Here is an 18,368-nt window from a genome sequence, read left to right as displayed (position 1 = left end):
TTGTTTTCTTTTATTTTTGTTCAAGAACAGAAATGACAAGGTTTCATCGATTCAGTACAAAACCCAGTATCACCGAAACATCCATTGAACGATCTTAGTGAACTGGGTTTGATACATGAAACGAACGATCCAACTTATAGAACGTTTTATAAAAAAGAATATCTTGGCGAGGAATATATGAAAAACAGGGGGAAATACAATTGTTTTGATGAAGCAAATAATTGTCTGTTCTCCATATGTCTCTTGTTATTCTTTCACACAAAAATCAGTTCTATTGGATGATTTCGTTTAGTTTCTTTTCCATTGCTTTGGCGATTTCTTTTGTATAAAAATTGAAAATTCGATCATCATTCAAATAAGGAGTCATGATAGCCGCACGTAGCAGAGTGATTTTCTGTTCTTTTTTCCATTCTTCTTTCGTTAGACCCATTCTTTCAACAAAACGAATCGGAGAATCACCGTAATCTTCTTGTGTAAATGTAGTATGAGAAGTAATAAACCGTTCACCATAAACATCGCCATCCATATAAGAAGACCGATCGAACATTTTTTCATTTAATTCATTGATAGCGTTCAAATCTGTACAGCCTTGTTCTTTGAATACCCAATTGACCATATTAAAATCAGGATGATTCAATGGATAGACTTCGATTGTTTTTCCTTTAACAGTAAAAGTCAGATGATCGAGAAATTCTCTGAATCTTTGAGCTGCCTCGATTGAAGCCCCAATCAATTGACCATATCCGGTCACATTCAATGGCAATACACGATGTGCTGTCCAGACTGCGGCGGCGGTTGCTCCAGCTTTTGATCCTTCCAAAATATAAGCTCCTAACATATCTGGAGCCTTTACTGATTTTTCAAACACATATGGCGCGAAATAAGAAATGATATTTCTCATATTTTTATGTTTGATTACGATTCCTCCAGCAGCATAAGGGACATAGCCCATCTTATGAGGATCTATCGTGACAGAATCCGCTTCTGAAATAGCTCTGAACCCTTCATATACCTCTTTGTCAATCGTTACGCAGTGGTGGAAAACATGATGTTCTTCAAAGAATTCAGCTAAGGAAGCATACGGCACAAATTCTCCTGCTTCGTTTAGAAACAGTGAACGCGCATAGCCGCCATATGCGGCATCAACATGTAAATAGAAATAGATCCCTTCATCTTTTAACCTTTCTCTTAATTGGACGATTTTATCTACACTGTCTACTTGACCTTCTTCTGTCGTTCCTACGACAGCAACCACACCTAGAATTGGGATTTTTTGTTCAGCTAATTCACGAATTGTTTTTTCCAAAGCATTAATATCCATTCGATAATCCTCTTGAACTGGGATAGCAACCATCTGATCTAAGCCTACTCCGCAAATATCTAACGCCTTCATCCAAGAATAGTGTTTTGTTTGAGGCACCAGCCATTTCCCTAATCTTTGGATATTTTTTCCGCTACGGGAAGAAGCTGCTTTGACCTCATCCATTTCTTCGTCCGTAAAGCTTTCGGTCATTTCCAAAATTTCTTCAACAGATAAATTCAAAAGTTCCCACTCAGACATTTTTTTCACTTGTTCAGGCAGCACTTCCTTGACAGCTAAAGGAATCGATTTGATGCAGCGGGCGTACCATAATCCTTCAAGATTAGCAATAGAACCATCTGCTGCAATGTGTCCCCATCCGTCTGTCATATTGAATAATGAAGCAAAATCCTGTCCTACTTCTGCTTCCATTTGCGAAGTTGCCATAGAAGATTCCAATGCAACATTATTTGGGTTCCACAGCATCGCATAGTTGTAAGCTAATAAAGCAGGCATCAATGTTTCAGCATTCATTTGTCCCCAGTAACGGCCTGCTGAATGCCATGGGATCGATCCTGCGCGTAATCGCTGACTGACTTCATCCAAGACCTCTATCATATGGTCGCGGGTGGCTAGATAATCTGGAGTGAGCTTATCTCCTTCGCTAATTGCAGGCATATCTGAAGGAATATAATTTTCTCTCCATCCAAGATGTTCATCTACCATCTTGTTCAACAACATTTTATAAACTGGTCCATTTTCAGCTTTGTCGCCTATAAAGACGGCCTTGATATCCATATCTTTCATTTTTCTTCCCTCCATATTTTGTTGGTCAATGTCTCGCAGATACATGTGTTTATCTGTAACACCTCTTCACTATAGCGCCAAAAATGAGAAATTTTTTTTTATAACATCAAATCCACGTAGATTTTTACAACGCGAATTGTAAAATTAAGTTAGAAAAATAAAAAGGCATTTATGGTACACTCAAATTGTATTTCCGACGAAAGAAAACAAAGGAGTGTAACCATAAATGACCTACAAACATCTTACCATAGACGAACTGACAATGATAGAATCATATTATCTTCAACATAATAAGCCGGTTGAAATCGCTAACCGAATGGGACGTGCTATACAAACTATTTATAATGTAGTCAATAAGTTCAAGCAAGGCAAGACTGCTCTTGATTATTGGCACCAGTATAAAGAAAATAAGAAAAAATGTGGTAGAAAAGTCATTCAATTACCTGCTCATGAAGTAGATTACATTAAAGAGAAAGTCACTCTTGGTTGGACGCCTGACGTCATTATCGGGCGAAAAGAAAGGCCTGTTTCATGCGGTATGAGAACACTTTATCGTTTATTTTCTAAAGGAATATTTGATATTGACACACTACCGATGAAAGGTAAAAGAAAACCCAATGGCCATCAGGAAAAACGGGGAAAACAACAGTATCAGCGCTCAATCCATGATCGACCTGATAATTATCCTGATTTCAATTCTGAGTTTGGTCACCTTGAAGGTGATACGATCGTTGGCATTCATCATAAAAGTGCCGTCATTACTTTAGTTGAAAGATTATCTAAAGTCATTATCACGATTAAACCCAACGGCCGTAAGGCATTAGATATTGAAACTGCCCTTAATCAATGGTTTTCTCGCTTCCCTAAAAACTTCTTTAAATCTATTACGTTTGACTGTGGAAAAGAATTTTCTAACTGGAAAGCCATTAGTAACCAACATGATATTGATATATATTTTGCGGACCCTGGAACACCTTCTCAACGCCCATTAAACGAGAATTCTAACGGGATTCTGCGTCGTAATGGACTGCCGAAATCAATGGATTTTAGAGAAGTGAATCAGACATTTATTTCCAGTGTCAGCAATCAACGTAATCATATTCCAAGAAAATCATTGAATTACAGAACACCAATCGAAATATTTTTGAGCTATGTACAAGAAGCATTTTATTCTAGCTTAATTTGACAAATCATACAAACAAAAATAAATAAAGTCGGATTTTTCTGATAATTCAACGCAAAAAAACGAACAATTTTTCAATAAATCAGTCTTCTAAAATAGATAACCTAAAAAAAACGAACAAACAAATAAAATGACTGTCCTTCATTCACTAAACATATTTTTATTTTTTATATTGTTAAAAATGATAAAGTCCGTATAATTGTGTAAAAGTAAAAAGGCCATATAACAGTCCTTTTACGGTACAATGTTTTTAACGACAAAAACATACCCAGGAGGACTTTTACATGACCCAAGTACATTTTACACTGAAAAGCGAAGAGATTCAAAGCATTATTGAATATTCTGTAAAGGATGACGTTTCTAAAAATATTTTAACAACGGTATTTAATCAACTAATGGAAAATCAACGAACAGAATATATTCAAGCAAAAGAATATGAACGAACAGAAAACCGACAAAGTCAACGAAATGGCTATTATGAGCGCAGCTTTACGACACGTGTAGGCACGCTAGAATTAAAAGTACCCAGAACACGTGATGGCCATTTTTCACCCACAGTGTTTGAACGTTATCAACGAAACGAAAAAGCCCTCATGGCTTCAATGTTGGAAATGTATGTATCAGGCGTTTCAACTCGTAAAGTATCAAAAATTGTGGAAGAACTTTGTGGTAAATCCGTCTCTAAGTCCTTCGTTTCTAGCTTAACAGAACAGCTAGAACCTATGGTTAACGAGTGGCAGAATCGTTTATTATCAGAAAAAAATTATCCTTACTTAATGACCGATGTACTCTATATAAAAGTACGAGAAGAAAATCGAGTACTCTCAAAAAGCTGTCATATAGCGATTGGAATAACCAAAGATGGCGACCGTGAAATTATCGGCTTCATGATTCAAAGTGGCGAAAGCGAAGAGACCTGGACAACATTTTTTGAATACCTAAAAGAACGCGGTTTACAAGGTACGGAACTCGTTATTTCTGATGCGCACAAAGGATTAGTCTCTGCCATTAGAAAATCCTTCACCAACGTAAGTTGGCAAAGATGCCAAGTTCACTTCCTAAGAAATATCTTTACCACCATTCCTAAAAAAAATTCAAAATCTTTCAGAGAAGCTGTTAAAGGAATTTTTAAGTTCACAGATATTAACTTAGCGCGTGAGGCTAAAAATCGATTGATTCATGATTATATCGATCAACCAAAATATTCAAAAGCTTGCGCATCATTGGATGATGGATTCGAAGACGCCTTTCAATATACCGTACAAGGAAATTCCCACAATCGACTAAAGAGTACCAATCTAATTGAACGACTGAATCAAGAAGTACGCAGAAGAGAAAAGATTATTCGCATCTTCCCCAATCAAACATCAGCCAATCGCTTAATTGGAGCCGTTCTTATGGACCTACATGATGAATGGATTTATTCTTCAAGAAAATACATCAATTTTGATAAGTAGAAATGGTAAAAACATTGTATAGCATTTTACACAGGAGTCTGGACTTGACTTTAAAAATTCACAATTATTTTTTAATAGAATTATCTGTTTTCCAAATTTTATAACATAAAAAACCTTTTTTAACGGCATTTATATGCTTTTTCAGAAATTAACTGATGATTTCAAAAAGAAAACATGTCATAATATTTCCCATATTGTGCAAAAAAATACAAGGTGGAGGCTCTACTATGATTGAAGAATATATTGAGAAAAATATTTTAAGACAGCTGTTTTTTGAACTGAACCCCAAAAGTTGAACTATTTAATGGACTGTTTCCGATATTCTACTGGAGATAGTCCATTTAACTTTAGTTTTATCCTTTTGTTATTATACCACCTAATATACTCATTTAATTTACTTTGAAATATCTCAATTGATCGGAATTTTTCTCGATAAAAAAACTCTGATTTAAGCACACCAAAAAAATTTTCTATTACAGAATTATCTAAGCAATTTCCTTTTCTAGACATGCTTTGAATAATGTTATTCTCTTTTAATTTTTTTTGATATTGTGGCATCTGATACTGCCATCCTTGATCTGAATGTAGAATCAGTGAACCCTCAGTTCCCTTTTTTTTAATTGCTTGTTGAAGCATTTCTTCAATCAGTTTATATGTTGGACTAGTTGATATACTATAACTAATTATTTCTCCGTTAAATAAATCAAGTATAGGAGATAGATAGATTTTTCTTCCTTTTATCTTGAATTCAGTGACGTCTGTCACCCATTTTTTATTGGGTGTATCTACTGAAAAATTTCGTTTTAACACATTCTTGGCAATTTTTCCTACTGTTCCTTTATAAGATTTATATCGCTTTATTCGGATTTGACAGGTAAGTCCCATTTGGGACATTAATTTTCTAACTGTTTTATGATTGATTGTATATCCTTTCATCTTTAACGCTAAAGTGACTCTACGATAACCATAAGAGTTTCTTGATTCTTTTACAATCGCTGTAATTTCTTGCTTTATCTTGCTATATTTATCTGGCTTATCTAATTTTTTTACCCAGTAATAATAAGTTGACTTCGCTAATTGTGCAATTGAAAGTAATAGATTCAATTTAAATTCTTTTTTGAGCTGAAGGATTGTTTTAACCTTGATTTCTTCTTGCTCAAATCTTGTTCTTGAATCAAGGTTTCTAACTTTTTTAAATATGCGTTCTCTGCTCTTAAACGAATAACTTCTTCTTCAAGAGACTCATCTTTAAGTTTTTTAGGAATGTTTAGCTTGGAATTCATACTAATTTTTCTGCCCCTTTTTTGGCTCTCAAGTGAAGAAGCACCGCCTTCTTCATATTGCTCTATCCATTTACTTAGAGTTCTATTTGAACCGATATTAAATTTTTTAGCAGTTTCTTGGATAGAAAGACCATTTGTTTCCATATATTCTATAACATCAAGTTTAAATTTTGTAGTGTAGCTTTTGCCACCTCCAACCAAGCCTTCCCAACCATGATAGTTATAAATCCTTACCCAATGTCTAACCAGTGTACGATTTATTTGATATTTATGTGCAAGATATTTGTAGCCGCCTTCGTTATTTAAATAGTCTGAAACTACTTTTTTCTTAAAAACAAATGTATATTTCCGCAAAAAAAGCACCCCTTTTAATTAGATTTCTAGTCTAACTTTTGGGGTGCACATCATTTATGTGGGCAATTCTATGTAAATAAAGAAGTCAATCTAGAAAAGCTCTCCAATCTCCTGCATGTTTGCAAAACCACTTTGCTCAATGATATCAATAACATAAAAAAAGAATTTGAAGAACAGATCGCTTATACACATCGGGAAAAGGACCGTTACACTTTATATTTTTCAGAACATATACCTCGATGCAAGATCATGCAGCAATTGTCTCAAAATTCGTTGTTTTTAAAAACTTGTCTGCTTTATTTGGAAGAAGATGAACCTGATTATCTTCAATTAACTGAATGTGAATTCATCTCTGTCAGCAAAGCTTATTCATTAAAAAAACAAGTATTAGCTTATTTTAATGACTGCGGGATCGAAATCGACCGCTACTCCCCTCGATTCACTGAAATGGAAAGACGTCTGCTGCTTCTTAATGTGTCGTATCGTTTAGGCGGTTTTAATTCTTGGGAGCTACCTGAATCGTTTTTTGAACGTGCCGATCGTTTCATTGAATCCGTAACGGAAAATAGTGGCAGATTTTATGATAAAGAAAATAAAGAAATCTTATTGATTGGTTTTGCTATCAGTTTCCTACGCCAGCAAGTGTGTGCTGTGACAATAGATTCAAAATTTATCGAAGAAATCAAAAAACGTCCTATTTACAATTATGTCGAATCAGCATGGGAAAACACTGATTTCCAAACCTATTATAAAAAAGAAGAATTCGCCTTTATTTTGACACTATTCAATCTTTGTAATTATGGTTTCCATTCTTATCAGTTGATTGCGGAAGACTTTCAACAGCTACACCAAGTGTTTATTGACAATACTCCCGAAATAAAAGAACTAGTTGCTACCTTTGAATCTCACTTCAATCAAGAATTATTCGGAAACCAACCATTCGAACGTGCGCTGATTCATCTGATGCGTTCGGCTTGGGATAACTATCAATTATTCATGCCAGAAAAATTTTATCTTCTAAATGAGGAACAGACAAATTTATATAAAGAAGTCCAGACAATTTTTTCCAGCTGGTCCAGCCAGTTACCTTATGATCTACGGTTGAATCCTAATTGCATGCGGGCTTTTGTGATCGAATTGAGCGGAATTCTCCGTCTGACAAAAGAACATCTGACTATCTATATCGTCACAAATTCGGATGTTCATTATCTGATTTATCGGGAAGCCTTGGAAGCTGTAACTACTTTCGATTTTCAAGTTGCACCAACAATTTATTCAAGTATATCTGATATAAAGAAGTATGCGCAGCAGTCCTCAAACCGGGTATTATGTGAACGTACATTATATACACCAGATGCGGTCCAATATGAAAATATTATTCCTATTTCGATCAATACGATCGATCGAGCTATCATTTCAGCTGTGCAAAACAAATAAGGGACTGTGACAAAAATCATGTCACAGCCTCTTATTTGTTGAAGATGCCCATTTCTGTAACAATCTCTTGATACACATCAGGCTCACAACCTCACTTATTTTGGACATCTACGGGTCCGATCTCTTTATTTAAAAAATAAGAAATGATGGTTCGGATAACTACCAACGCCGCTAGTTGGAAAATATCCTGCAAGGTAGGTTTGATAATCGATTCGATGATCCCAGCTGAAACAAGAATTTCCAAACTTAGAAGTATATAGCCTCCCAACATCTTTTTAATAGCATTGTTCTCGCTGACTCGGTCGCTTTGCACTTTTGTATGGACAAATAAATATTTCAAAAAATCCTTGATTGATAGACAAACACCCCAAACCAATAAACAGATAGCAAAGATATCAAGTCCCAGTACAAGTTTTTCAAAATATGGAAGAAGAAACTGCATCAACTCTGTCGTCATCCTACCTCTCCTCTTCTTTGTTTTTCTTTGTCTTCTATTTCCTGATTCAAGAAATAAGAAATGACTGTTCGAATGATAATAATAAGTGCAAGCTTCAAAATATCTGTCCAAGTCGGCTTGATAACTGACTCGATGATATCAGCAACGACTAGTACTTCCAAGCTTAACAAAATATAACTTGCTAGCAGTTTTCTTGTATCTGCATTACGAGTATTACGTTCTGCATAGTTTTTCTTGACATGAGACCAATCAAAAAGTTTGAATAGAACAAGAACGATCCCGACAATTAAGATACCGATAGAACAAATATTTAAAATAGCAATGATCCATTCTAGAAATTCAATTAAATTTGAGCGAAACATATACGCTACCTACTTTCTTTTAATTTGTTCCTATTCTTTTATTGTAAAAGAAAGTTACCTTGTTCGTCTATTTAAAAGTTGTTCTAATGATAACGGTTCGCTTAAATTTTTCTTTTTCACTCTCCCCTTTTTCTCCCTCCATCCATAAATCGTGGAAGTATCCAAAACAACGTAGCAAGTTAAAATAAGGCTTAGTCCGTCATCAGCTTTTCAAAGAAGCACTGTCTCGGTGCTTTTTTTGTACCCAAATTTCTAAAAATAGAACCATACACCTCCTCAAATCTTTTCTTCTTACCTACCCTATTTTTATTTACAGGAAAATCAGACACTTCTTCTTTTTTGTCAAAATTTCCTTTTTCTTCTCGTCCTATCATTTGGCATTCTAATAAAAACGAACTATCCTTGGATATAGAAAGAGAAAACAAGGAGGCGTTTTTCATGAGTAAAAAATTAATCAAAGTCGGCATCGGTTTAGGTTTGCTTGCCCTTGGCGCTGCATATCTAGGAAAAAAGACAGGACTATTCGAAGATGACAGTCATTTATATGATGAATTCGAATCAATCTAGCATCCTATTTAGTTGAATCACTACGGACATACTTGGAAGACATTGGAGGAATCACAATGAGAAAAAGTAAAGCAATAATGATTGGTGCCGGTATTGCCAATATGGCAGCGGCTGTTTATTTGATTCAAGAAGGCAAATGGAAAGGGGATCAGATCACCTTTTATTCATTGGATGATCACGGTTCAAATGATGGTGCACCGACCGACACTGTAGTGGATGAATATTGGAATAAAAACCATCCATTAGAAAACCAAAAAGGCTATATTGCTCGAGGCGGTCGCATGCTTAATTACCGTACCTATGTAGATTTGATGGATCTGTTAAGTCGAATACCTTCTGTTACTGAGCCAGGGATGACTGCTGAAGAAGATACGAGAGATTTTGATGCAAAACACCGAACCTTTGACAAAGCACGTTTGATGGAAGGTGGCAAAGGAATCATTGATGGCGGAAAACTGGGATTCAATAATAAAGACCGTATTCTTCTGACTAAACTGATTGCTATGCCTGATTCAGAAGAAGAAAAACTAGACAATATCACTATCGAAGAATATTTCAAAGATGATCCACACTTTTTTGAAACAAACTTCTGGTTTATGTGGGAAACAACATTTGCTTTCAGAACACGTAGTTCTGCTCAAGAATTGCGTCGCTATATGCATCAAATGATTTATGAATTCACTCAAATCGAACATCTAGTGGGCGTCAATCGAACACGTTACAATCAATACGAAAGTATTATGCTTCCTTTGATCGAGTACTTGAAAGAACAAGGATGCAAAATCATTTTGAACCGCCGTGTCACTGACTGGGAATTCAAAGAAACACCGATGCAAGATGAAATCACTGTGACTGGTTTGAAAATGACCAATACACTGACTCAAGAAGAAGAACACGTTGTGGTCGATGAAGATACAGCAGTTATTTTCACTAATGGGTCCATTACAGATTCAGCTACTTTAGGAGATTACGAAACACCAGCTGTAGAAAATATGGATTATGGTGCAGCTTCTAGTCTCTGGAAAAAAGCCAGTGAACGTTTCTACAACTTGGGAAATCCTGACAAATTCTTTGCTGATCGAGATGCAAGCGAATGGGTCAGCTTTACCCTGACGACGAAAAACCATTTGTTGTTGAATGAAATCACCCGTATCACGACTCAAGAACCAGGAAATGCCTTGAATTCATTTATTTCAACCACACCGATCACGCCGTTAGGCCAAAAAGATGTCAATATGTCTATCGTCGTGCATCATCAACCGCATTTTACGTCTCAGAAACCAAATGAAACAGTTATTTGGGGTTATTTCCTTTATCCAAGACGACGTGGCGAATTTGTGGATAAACAGTATATTAAAATGAATGGAAAAGAAATGCTAGAAGAACTGATTGGACAACTTTCAAAAGTAGATCCTGGACCAGTGAATATTCGTGAAAAAGAAACAGAAATTTTCGACAGCGTAATAAATAATATCCCTGTCTATATGCCTTATGCTTCCGCGTTGTTCAATAATCGTGCCAAAAGCGATCGACCAAAAGTCATTCCTAAACATTCGACCAATCTGGCCTTTACAGGAGAATTTGTCGAGCAGCCTTATCAGATGATCTTTACTGAACAAAGTGCTGTACGTTCTGGAGAAATCGCTGCTTTCCATTTTGCGGGTATCCCTATGTCACGTCTTGTCAAAACACCGCGTTACGACAAAGATATTCCTACTCTAGCTCGTGCCGCAAAAAAAATGTTTGAATAATCAAGAGGTTGTGAAAAAGCTGCCCTGCATCAAGTAATAAGAACAACCAGGCTAAAACAGCTTCTTATGTTTTTGATTTGGTTGGACTTATTACCGCAGATGCAAGCTTTTGAACACCGTTTACCAAGAGGTTGTGAAAAAGCTGCCCTGCATCAAGTAATAAGAGCAGCCAAGCTAAAACAGCTTCTTATGTTTTTGACTTGGTTGGACTTATTACCGCAGATGCAAGCTTTTGAACACCGTTTACCAAGAGGTTATGAAAAAGTCGTTTAGTTTCGAGTATGAAGAAAAATTTTGTGAAAATGGTTCCTCACGTTTTTGCATAAATTTGACTTAATACCGAGAAACTGATCCCTTCTGTCATAACCTCTTTTTATTTATGTCTGTTTCTTTTTGAAAACAACCATTTTTTCAACGTTTACTCTCTTGCCAATCCAACATCATCTAACAGATACAACTATTTCAATGATTACCATTACACTAAAAAATCGGAAACTCACCTCTCCGAACACAAATACATAAGACTATAGAATGTTTCATTTAAGAAAAAAAGCGTTTCATTATCAAAAAGGTAAGATCTCCTTTAAAATGAAATTATCTGTAGTACTAATAATGCAGACAATTTTATGAATCTGAAAGGAGCATCTCCAATGAAAGCAGTCACTTGGCAAGGAAAACAGAAAATGGAAATCAGAAACGTAGATGATCCAAAAATATTAGAACCAACAGATGCAATCATCCGTATCACAGCAACAGCCATTTGCGGCTCCGATCTGCATCTTTACCATCATGGTGAAGCAGTTTTGGAAAAAGGGTATGTTGTAGGACACGAACCAATGGGAATCGTTGAAGAAGTGGGATCTCAAGTTCAAACATTGAAAAAAGGGCAACGTGTGGTTATCCCTTTTAATATTAGTTGTGGTCATTGTCATTTCTGCCTGAATCACATGGAAAGCCAATGTGATGAATCAAATCCAGATCAGTTATATGGCGGGCTTTTCGGATTTGGCAAGTTGAACGGTAATCATTGGGGTGGTCAAGCGGAATATCTAAGAGTTCCTTATGCAGACTCTACTTCATTTGTTGTACCAGATAATGATCTTCCTGATGAAAAAGTTTTATTTCTATCAGATATTTTGCCCACAGCTTATTGGAGCGTTGAAAACGCAGGAGTAAAAAAAGGCGATACAGTTGTGATTCTAGGTTCTGGTCCAGTCGGTCTATTCGCTCAAAAATTCGCTGTTATGGCTGGAGCAGAGCGCGTAATCGCAGTAGATCCAGTACAGCACCGTCTAGATAAAGCGGCTAATTACAATGGGGTTGAAACTTATTTCTTAGAAGACACGGCACAAGCTGGAACAGAATTGTATGAACTGGCTAAAGGTGGCGCAGATGTCATTATCGATTGTGTAGGAATGGACGGATTAGAGCCTGTCAAAGAAAAAGGGGAGCGTCAATAATTTTGTGTAAATAACTCGTCCTTCTGCAAAATAATGGGTTACTCAGTAAACATTGAAGCTAATGTATCCGTCACTTGTTGGAAGCCTTTATGGCTTCTATTTAAGAATTTTTGATTGTATGTATCAAAGATGGATACTAGGAAACGCTCTAGTGATTCTTCATTTTGAAACTGCTCTTTTCTGCGGCTGTATTTCTTGATTTGTTTATTGAAAGATTCGATTAAATTAGTTGAGTAAATGCTTCGGCGGATACCAGGCGGAAACTCATAAAAAGTCAATAAATCTTGATTTTTTATCAGTGACTGCGTCACTTTAGGATAAGTTTTCTGCCACTTCTCAATCATACTCCCTAAAAAGGTATTTGCCTCTTCCTTTGAGCTAGCTTGATAAACAGCCTTAAAATCATCACAGATTTCTTTTCGATCTTTGACACGTACTTTATGAGCAATATTACGGGAAACGTGAACACAGCAATGTTGGTATTTAGCTTTAGGATAAATCTGGTGAATCGTATCTTTCATGCCTTTTAAGCCATCGGTGATAAACAGTAAGACATCATGAACCCCTCTGGAGTAAATGTCCTGTAACAACTCATTCCAAACGTAGGTCGATTCAGTCGGAGCAATCGCATAACTTAGTACTTCTTTAGTGCCGTCTTCTCGTATACCAATGGCAATATAGATTGCTTCTTTGGAGACGGTTTGCCGTTTTAAAGGAATATAAGTAGCATCCATGAAAATAGCGACATACTTATCATTTAGAGTTCTAACTTTAAATGCATTTACTTCTTCAGTCAGCACTTTAGTCATTTTGGACATGGTTTGGGGCGTGTAGTGATACCCATACATTTCCTCAATCAAGTCTGCGATTTCCGACATGGTAATACCTTTTCGGAAGAGGTGAATGACGGTCTCCTCTAAGGTATCATTCGTCCGTCTATAAGCAGGAACAGTCTGTTGCTTGAACTCGCCGTTGCGGTCGCGCGGAATCTGGAGATGAAGTTCCCCGTACTCGGTCTTGACCGTACGGTCATAGGAGCCGTTACGAGAATTACCCGTGTTAAAACCAATGCGATCGTACTTTTCGTAATCGAGGAAAGCCGTTAACTCCGTTTTGAGAAGCGTATTGACAGCTTTTTCCAAATGGACACGGAATAATTCATTCAAATCGCCTTTGTTCGCTAGAGTCTTTAGAATTTCTGTAGTAAAATCGTTCATATGGAAGTCCTCTTTTCTGTGAATGTGTTGTGGTAACTCTATTCTACAGAAGGGACTTCCTTTTTTCTATTTACACAAAATATTTTACACTCTCAGAAAAAGCGAAAAATTTAGTAAGCTTACAAAACGGCACAATCTCTCCATTACAGATGGCATCGCAAGCTGTCAAAAAATTTGGAACAGTCCAAGTAACTGGTGTTTATATGACTCCAGCTTCTTCTTACCCGCTGCAAGAATTTTTTATGCGGGATATCGCTGTCAAGCATGGACAGGCACCAATTATCCATCTAATGCCAAAAATTTACGAAATGATTGCAGAAGGACTATTCGATCCTACACAAATCATTACTCATTCGCTGCCACTATCAGAAGCAGCACAAGCATATGAGATCTTTGACAAAAAAGAAGATAAAAATATAAAAGTTGTTTTGAAACCTTGAATTCAGTAAAAAATACAGGTGATTTTCTTTATGCCCAAAATCAAACGAAATACCCATGAGATCGAAATAGGAAAAGAAGAAGATATCGAAATACGAGGACGTCGCTTCCGCTTCTATTTCCAAAATCGTTACACATTGATCTCACTGGCTGTCGATTTATTAACCGGGATTTTCTATATTTTTGGAAGCCTTGCTTCCTTAACTAAAATCCCCGATCGATATGGCACCTATTTTTATTTGGCTGGTGCTATTTTCTTGACGATTCGTCCTATTCTCAGAATCGTAAGGAACATTTTTATTTACGACGAAAAAAAAGCAATGAAGAGAACAAGCAAAAAAAAAGAGGCATGAGATTTGAAAAAATCTCATGCCTCTTTTTTCACCCTATCGTATCACTTTGATACAGACGAGCGGTCGTCCCACTTTCTTCCTTGACCATTGTCAAAAATGTCCACTCGTATCGTTCATAAAACGTGGTATGATCTGTAATTAAGTAAAGTTTTTCGTACCCAAGTTGATGCATTTCTTTTCTGATTTCCGCTAATATCCGCTTGGCTATCCCCTGCTTACGCTTTTCCGGTTCAACAAACAGGGCACAAAGATTTGGTGTCAAATCAGGGCGGTTATGGAAGTCGTTTTCAATAACGCCCGCTCCTCCGACGATGGTTTCTTTTTCATCTAAGACCACATACCATTGAGGAATACTTTCCTTATTAGCGATTCCAGTACGAATACTTTCCTCATACACAACAGCAGGAACTCCCCATTTTGATGAAAACCACTTCGCACTTTGTTTTACTAATTCTGGGTGTTCTCTTAATTTGATCCAGTTATATGTAACCAATGTTTAAACCTCCGACTAAAATAAAACGTTTACAAAAATTATACAAGTCTTTATGAAAATTAGCAATGACAACAATAGTGATGTAAAAAAAACGGAAAACAATCACTTGTTCTCCGTTTTTTGATTAATCAAGCATCTAAAGCTTCTTTTCTTCTTTCTTGGATCGTAGCTACCTTGACGAACGGTAGATAGATCAAAATAGAAAGAACCAAATTGACAGCGGCTAGTACACCACCTGCAATACTTTTTGTTGCCAATACACCGCCAATAATTGGTGGAGTTACCCATGGAGGCATAACGGTAGCTGCTGGCACTAAACCTGTAGAAGTCGCAAAGTAAGCAACACTAACTAAGACCATTGGTGTCAAAATAAATGGAATGAACATGATCGGGTTCAACACGATAGGTAACCCAAACATCGTTGGTTCATTAATATTGAAGACACCTGGCGCAATCGACAAGTTTGTTACAACCATATATGGTTTGTTTTTACGTCCTACTAAATAAATAGCTAACAGTAAACCTAAAGTTGCACCTGTTCCTCCTAAGTTGACAAAGCTGTCAAAGAAAGGTTTGTTCACGATAAACGGTGCGCTATGTCCAGCTGCGATTGCATTAACGTTTGCTTCAATGGCTGGCGCATTGATTGTTTGCATCAAAGGATCGACCATATTCGCTCCGTGTAAACCAAAGAACCATAAGAATGGTGTGATAAATGCAAGCAGTAAGGCAGATGGATAAGAGTTTGCAAGTCCCATAAATGGTTCTTGGACCACTGTATAGAAAGAACCTACGATATCATCAACACCGAATGCAGCAAAAATTGCAGCAACTAAAGCAAACGCAGAGATAGTGATCATTGCTGGTAGTAATGAAGCAAATGCTTTTGCAACTGCCGGTGGCACACCATCAGGCATTTTGATGATCAATTTTTCATTTCCGCTTAAACGTACAAAGATTTCTGTTGAAATAATCCCAACAATAATAGCAATAAATAAACCGTTTGAGCTCATACCTAATGCTCCGCCTAAAGCGAAGAAAGAGCCTAAAGAAATCACACCTGCGGAAACACCGTCTTTTCGGTAGCCGTTAGCTAAATGATAAGCAAGAAAGCAATCAAGACAGAAAGAATGGCAAATGTACCGTTCCAAGCAGCAGCCCCGAATCCTTTCCATGATTCACCACCAAAAATTGAGTTCATCAATTCTTGGAACCCGGGAATCGGTAAGTTATTGATCATTACTGCTAATGCTCCTAAGATCATTAACGGCATACTCACCATAAATGAGTCCCGAATCGCAACTAAATGCCGTTGTGCACCAATTTTTGATGCTACAGGTATAAAATGTTTCTCCATAAATGCAACAAATTTATCCATAAATCTTCCCTCTTTTCTTTACTGTAGATTACGCGTTCAATCGACGATACAGATCAATGATCTCTTTTGCTAAATCTGTAAAAGCTATGGATGTCATCAGATGATCTTGACTGTGGACTGTCAAAAGCGTGACTTCAACGTGATTTCCTTGTGCTTCTTGTGTCAGCATCTCTGTTTGAGAGTGATGTGCTTGGACTAAAGATTCCTCTGCATCTTTGATTTTTTCATCTGCTAAAGTGAAATCACCTTTTTTCGCAGCAGCAATCGCTTCCATTGCATCGCTTTTTGCATTTCCGCCAAACATGATCAGACCCATGATGGCTTCTAGATTTTTTTGATCTTCCATTTATTGTATCCTCCGATAATTTTTATTATTTGTTTATTAGTTTTTCTGCTTGGTCGAGTACTTTTTCACCATTCATCATGCCATAGTCAGCCATATTGATTATATCTAAAGGAATGCCTTTAGGTGCTAGCTTTTCAGCAAATTGATTTTGCATAAAGCGTACTTGCGGTCCTAAAAGTAAAACGTCTACATTTTTAGATTCTAGTTGATTATCCGCATCTGAAGCAGATACAGCAAAGATGTCTGCTTCCATTCCTTTTGCTTCTGCTGCCTTTTGCATTTTTGTGACTAGGAGACTTGTACTCATTCCAGCTGAACATACAAGCATGATTGTTTTCTTTTCCATTTTAAACACGTTCCTTTCTATACTTACACTTGTATATAAGCAAGTAGCGTGCCAACTTTGAAAGCGCTTTAAAAAGTTGATATCATCACATTTAAGGTCTATACCAAGTTGCATACACACTAAAAAAGAAAGTGCACACTAAACACACAAATTAATTTTTATTACCTTTTTTCTTTTAACGTGCACAAAAAAAGTTGTGACACAAAACTTGTCACAACTTTTTTTCGAATAAACGGTATTCAAAAGCTTGCATCTGCGGTAATAAGTCCAACCAAGTTAAAAACATAAGATGTTGTTTTTACTTTGCTATTCTTATTACTTGATGCAGGACAGCTTTTTCACAACCTCTTTTATTTCAAATAACCAGTAAATACAATGAACATCTACAAAAAACTTCTATTTATTTATAGATTTCGTCAGGCAAATCCAATTCTCTCTTATCAATCAAAGTCTGATACCACGAAGCAGATTTTTTCAATGTTCTGCTTCGTTCATCGTTCAATTCGATTCGAACTAATCCATATCGATTCTTAAATGCATTCATTGGTGACACACAGTCAGTGAATGCCCATAACATATAGCCTTCGCAATTTGCGCCTTCTTCTGTTGCTTTGATCAAATAACGCAAATGCTGTCCGATAAATTCGATACGGTAATCATCTTGCACGATTCCTTTCTCATCCATATACCGTTCTTCATGTTCTCTTCCCATACCGTTTTCTGTTATCAGCCAAGGGATATTATGATAATTTTCTTTTAGATACATGGCTATATCATACATGATTTTCGGATAGATTTCCCATCCCCTGGAATTATTCATTTTCTTCCCAGGTAAATCAAAGACTTCATAATATCGTTCTGGATGGAAAGGTGTCTCTTCATTCCATTGATAACGAGGAGCGCGAACGCGTTTAGGATAATATTGATTGATTCCAAGGAAATCTACTGTATGATGCTGAATCGTTTCTAAATCCTCTGTTGCAGGATCGAAATAAATCGATTGTTTTTGACACAACTCCAGGAACTCTTCTGTGTAGTACCCTTTTACCATCGGATCAAAAAATACTCGATTATAAAACAAATCATACATATAAGCAGCTTTTTGGTCTTCTGGAGAATTAGATCGAGCATAGACCATTTCAGGATTTAAAATACAGCCAATCCTTCCACCATAATTTCCGCTGCGGTAAATCTCTACTGCTTTAGCCGTTGCTAAAACTTTATGATAATTCCACATCATCCACTTTTTTGTGTTTTGTTCATGCGGCCAGCGAACAGCATCCAAATAGCAACGCGTTTGGGGAACGATTGGTTCGTTGAATGTAAACCAGTTTTTTACCCTATCACCGTAACGATCAATGGATTTGAGTCAATATCTT

16 protein-coding genes and 4 pseudogenes are annotated in these 18,368 nt (G+C 36.6%); 9 read left to right on the top strand and 11 right to left on the bottom strand.

Annotated elements, in window-relative coordinates:
* Window positions 1-271: 271 nt before the first annotated feature.
* The gene (gene tdc / locus ACIFUW_RS01410) at window positions 272-2,107 is read right to left on the bottom strand and encodes a tyrosine decarboxylase (protein ID WP_002302155.1); all 1,836 of its coding nucleotides are present in this window, start codon (window positions 2,105-2,107) and stop codon (window positions 272-274) included.
* A 226-nt stretch (window positions 2,108-2,333) separates the two neighbouring features.
* Between tdc and ACIFUW_RS01405 the strand changes: the two genes are divergently transcribed.
* Together ACIFUW_RS01405 and ACIFUW_RS01400 are read left to right on the top strand one after the other, a co-directional pair.
* The gene (locus ACIFUW_RS01405) at window positions 2,334-3,293 is read left to right on the top strand and encodes an IS30-like element IS6770 family transposase (protein WP_002293280.1); all 960 of its coding nucleotides are present in this window, start codon (window positions 2,334-2,336) and stop codon (window positions 3,291-3,293) included.
* A 281-nt stretch (window positions 3,294-3,574) separates the two neighbouring features.
* Window positions 3,575-4,747, top strand: coding sequence for an IS256-like element IS256 family transposase (locus tag ACIFUW_RS01400; RefSeq protein ID WP_000195429.1), 1,173 nt, complete (start codon window positions 3,575-3,577; stop codon window positions 4,745-4,747).
* 297 nt (window positions 4,748-5,044) lie between these two features.
* Here the strand turns inward: ACIFUW_RS01400 and ACIFUW_RS01395 are convergent.
* Window positions 5,045-6,384, bottom strand: a protein-coding gene (locus ACIFUW_RS01395) for an IS3-like element ISEnfa3 family transposase (protein WP_086953915.1) whose coding sequence is annotated in 2 segments (ribosomal slippage) — window positions 5,045-5,943 and window positions 5,943-6,384 — 1,341 coding nt in all. Because the reading frame shifts where the segments join, the coding sequence is not laid out codon by codon here.
* Between the two features lie 249 nt (window positions 6,385-6,633).
* On the opposite strand from ACIFUW_RS01395, the gene ACIFUW_RS01390 reads away from it, so the two are divergent.
* A complete protein-coding gene (locus tag ACIFUW_RS01390) occupies window positions 6,634-7,821 on the top strand; it encodes a hypothetical protein (RefSeq protein WP_002301550.1) in 1,188 nt (395 codons plus the stop codon).
* 91 nt (window positions 7,822-7,912) lie between these two features.
* Here the strand turns inward: ACIFUW_RS01390 and ACIFUW_RS01385 are convergent, their stop codons facing one another.
* The 3 genes from ACIFUW_RS01385 to ACIFUW_RS01375 form a co-directional block, all read right to left on the bottom strand.
* Window positions 7,913-8,278, bottom strand: coding sequence for a DUF1622 domain-containing protein (locus ACIFUW_RS01385; RefSeq protein ID WP_002287564.1), 366 nt, complete (start codon window positions 8,276-8,278; stop codon window positions 7,913-7,915).
* Window positions 8,275-8,640 carry a DUF1622 domain-containing protein gene (locus ACIFUW_RS01380; protein ID WP_002287567.1) on the bottom strand — a complete coding sequence of 122 codons (366 nt, stop codon included), beginning with the start codon at window positions 8,638-8,640 and terminating at the stop codon, window positions 8,275-8,277. The genes ACIFUW_RS01385 and ACIFUW_RS01380 overlap by 4 nt, the downstream gene beginning before the upstream one ends.
* Before the next feature lie 191 nt (window positions 8,641-8,831).
* A complete protein-coding gene (locus ACIFUW_RS01375; RefSeq protein WP_002321251.1) occupies window positions 8,832-9,080 on the bottom strand; it encodes a hypothetical protein in 249 nt (82 codons plus the stop codon).
* On the opposite strand from ACIFUW_RS01375, the gene ACIFUW_RS01370 reads away from it, so the two are divergent.
* The 4 genes and pseudogenes from ACIFUW_RS01370 to ACIFUW_RS01355 form a co-directional block, all read left to right on the top strand.
* Window positions 9,079-9,207: a hypothetical protein gene (locus ACIFUW_RS01370; protein WP_002287569.1), complete on the top strand. Its 129-nt coding sequence runs from the start codon at window positions 9,079-9,081 to the stop codon at window positions 9,205-9,207. The genes ACIFUW_RS01375 and ACIFUW_RS01370 overlap by 2 nt on opposite strands.
* 56 nt (window positions 9,208-9,263) lie before the next feature.
* The gene (locus ACIFUW_RS01365) at window positions 9,264-10,958 is read left to right on the top strand and encodes an oleate hydratase (protein ID WP_002299871.1); all 1,695 of its coding nucleotides are present in this window, start codon (window positions 9,264-9,266) and stop codon (window positions 10,956-10,958) included.
* A 66-nt stretch (window positions 10,959-11,024) separates the two neighbouring features.
* Complete coding sequence (locus tag ACIFUW_RS01360) at window positions 11,025-11,231, top strand: hypothetical protein (RefSeq protein WP_002317512.1); 207 nt, start codon at window positions 11,025-11,027, stop codon at window positions 11,229-11,231.
* Window positions 11,232-11,608: 377 nt separating this feature from the next.
* Window positions 11,609-12,409 (top strand): annotated as a pseudogene (locus ACIFUW_RS01355) (alcohol dehydrogenase catalytic domain-containing protein); the annotation flags it as partial.
* Window positions 12,410-12,456: 47 nt separating this feature from the next.
* On the opposite strand, the gene ACIFUW_RS01350 reads toward ACIFUW_RS01355, so the two are convergent.
* Window positions 12,457-13,635 (bottom strand): IS256-like element ISEfm2 family transposase, encoded by a 1,179-nt coding sequence (locus ACIFUW_RS01350; RefSeq protein ID WP_002287941.1) that lies wholly within the window; start codon window positions 13,633-13,635, stop codon window positions 12,457-12,459.
* 95 nt (window positions 13,636-13,730) lie between these two features.
* On the opposite strand from ACIFUW_RS01350, the pseudogene ACIFUW_RS01345 reads away from it, so the two are divergent.
* Window positions 13,731-14,075 (top strand): annotated as a pseudogene (locus ACIFUW_RS01345) (glutathione-dependent formaldehyde dehydrogenase); the annotation flags it as partial.
* A gap of 30 nt (window positions 14,076-14,105) precedes the next feature.
* Window positions 14,106-14,426, top strand: coding sequence for a YrhK family protein (locus ACIFUW_RS01340; protein WP_002287574.1), 321 nt, complete (start codon window positions 14,106-14,108; stop codon window positions 14,424-14,426).
* 28 nt (window positions 14,427-14,454) lie between these two features.
* On the opposite strand, the gene ACIFUW_RS01335 is transcribed toward ACIFUW_RS01340, so the two are convergent.
* The 5 genes and pseudogenes from ACIFUW_RS01335 to ACIFUW_RS01315 form a co-directional block, all read right to left on the bottom strand.
* Window positions 14,455-14,919, bottom strand: a complete 465-nt coding sequence (locus ACIFUW_RS01335; protein WP_002299899.1) for a GNAT family N-acetyltransferase — start codon at window positions 14,917-14,919, stop codon at window positions 14,455-14,457.
* A gap of 128 nt (window positions 14,920-15,047) precedes the next feature.
* Window positions 15,048-16,297 (bottom strand): annotated as a pseudogene (locus ACIFUW_RS01330) (PTS sugar transporter subunit IIC).
* 28 nt (window positions 16,298-16,325) lie between these two features.
* On the bottom strand, window positions 16,326-16,643 hold the full coding sequence (locus tag ACIFUW_RS01325; protein ID WP_002287579.1) for a PTS lactose/cellobiose transporter subunit IIA: 318 nt from the start codon (window positions 16,641-16,643) through the stop codon (window positions 16,326-16,328).
* Window positions 16,644-16,668: 25 nt separating this feature from the next.
* Window positions 16,669-16,989: a PTS sugar transporter subunit IIB gene (locus ACIFUW_RS01320; RefSeq protein WP_002301150.1), complete on the bottom strand. Its 321-nt coding sequence runs from the start codon at window positions 16,987-16,989 to the stop codon at window positions 16,669-16,671.
* A 400-nt stretch (window positions 16,990-17,389) separates the two neighbouring features.
* Window positions 17,390-18,352 (bottom strand): annotated as a pseudogene (locus ACIFUW_RS01315) (glycoside hydrolase family 1 protein); the annotation flags it as partial.
* Between the last annotated feature and the right edge of the window lie 16 nt (window positions 18,353-18,368).

Source organism: Enterococcus sp. PLH-Efm8 (genome assembly GCF_053011625.1).
Note: the sequence above shows the minus strand (reverse complement) of the source record. Positions and strands in the feature narration are given on the sequence as shown.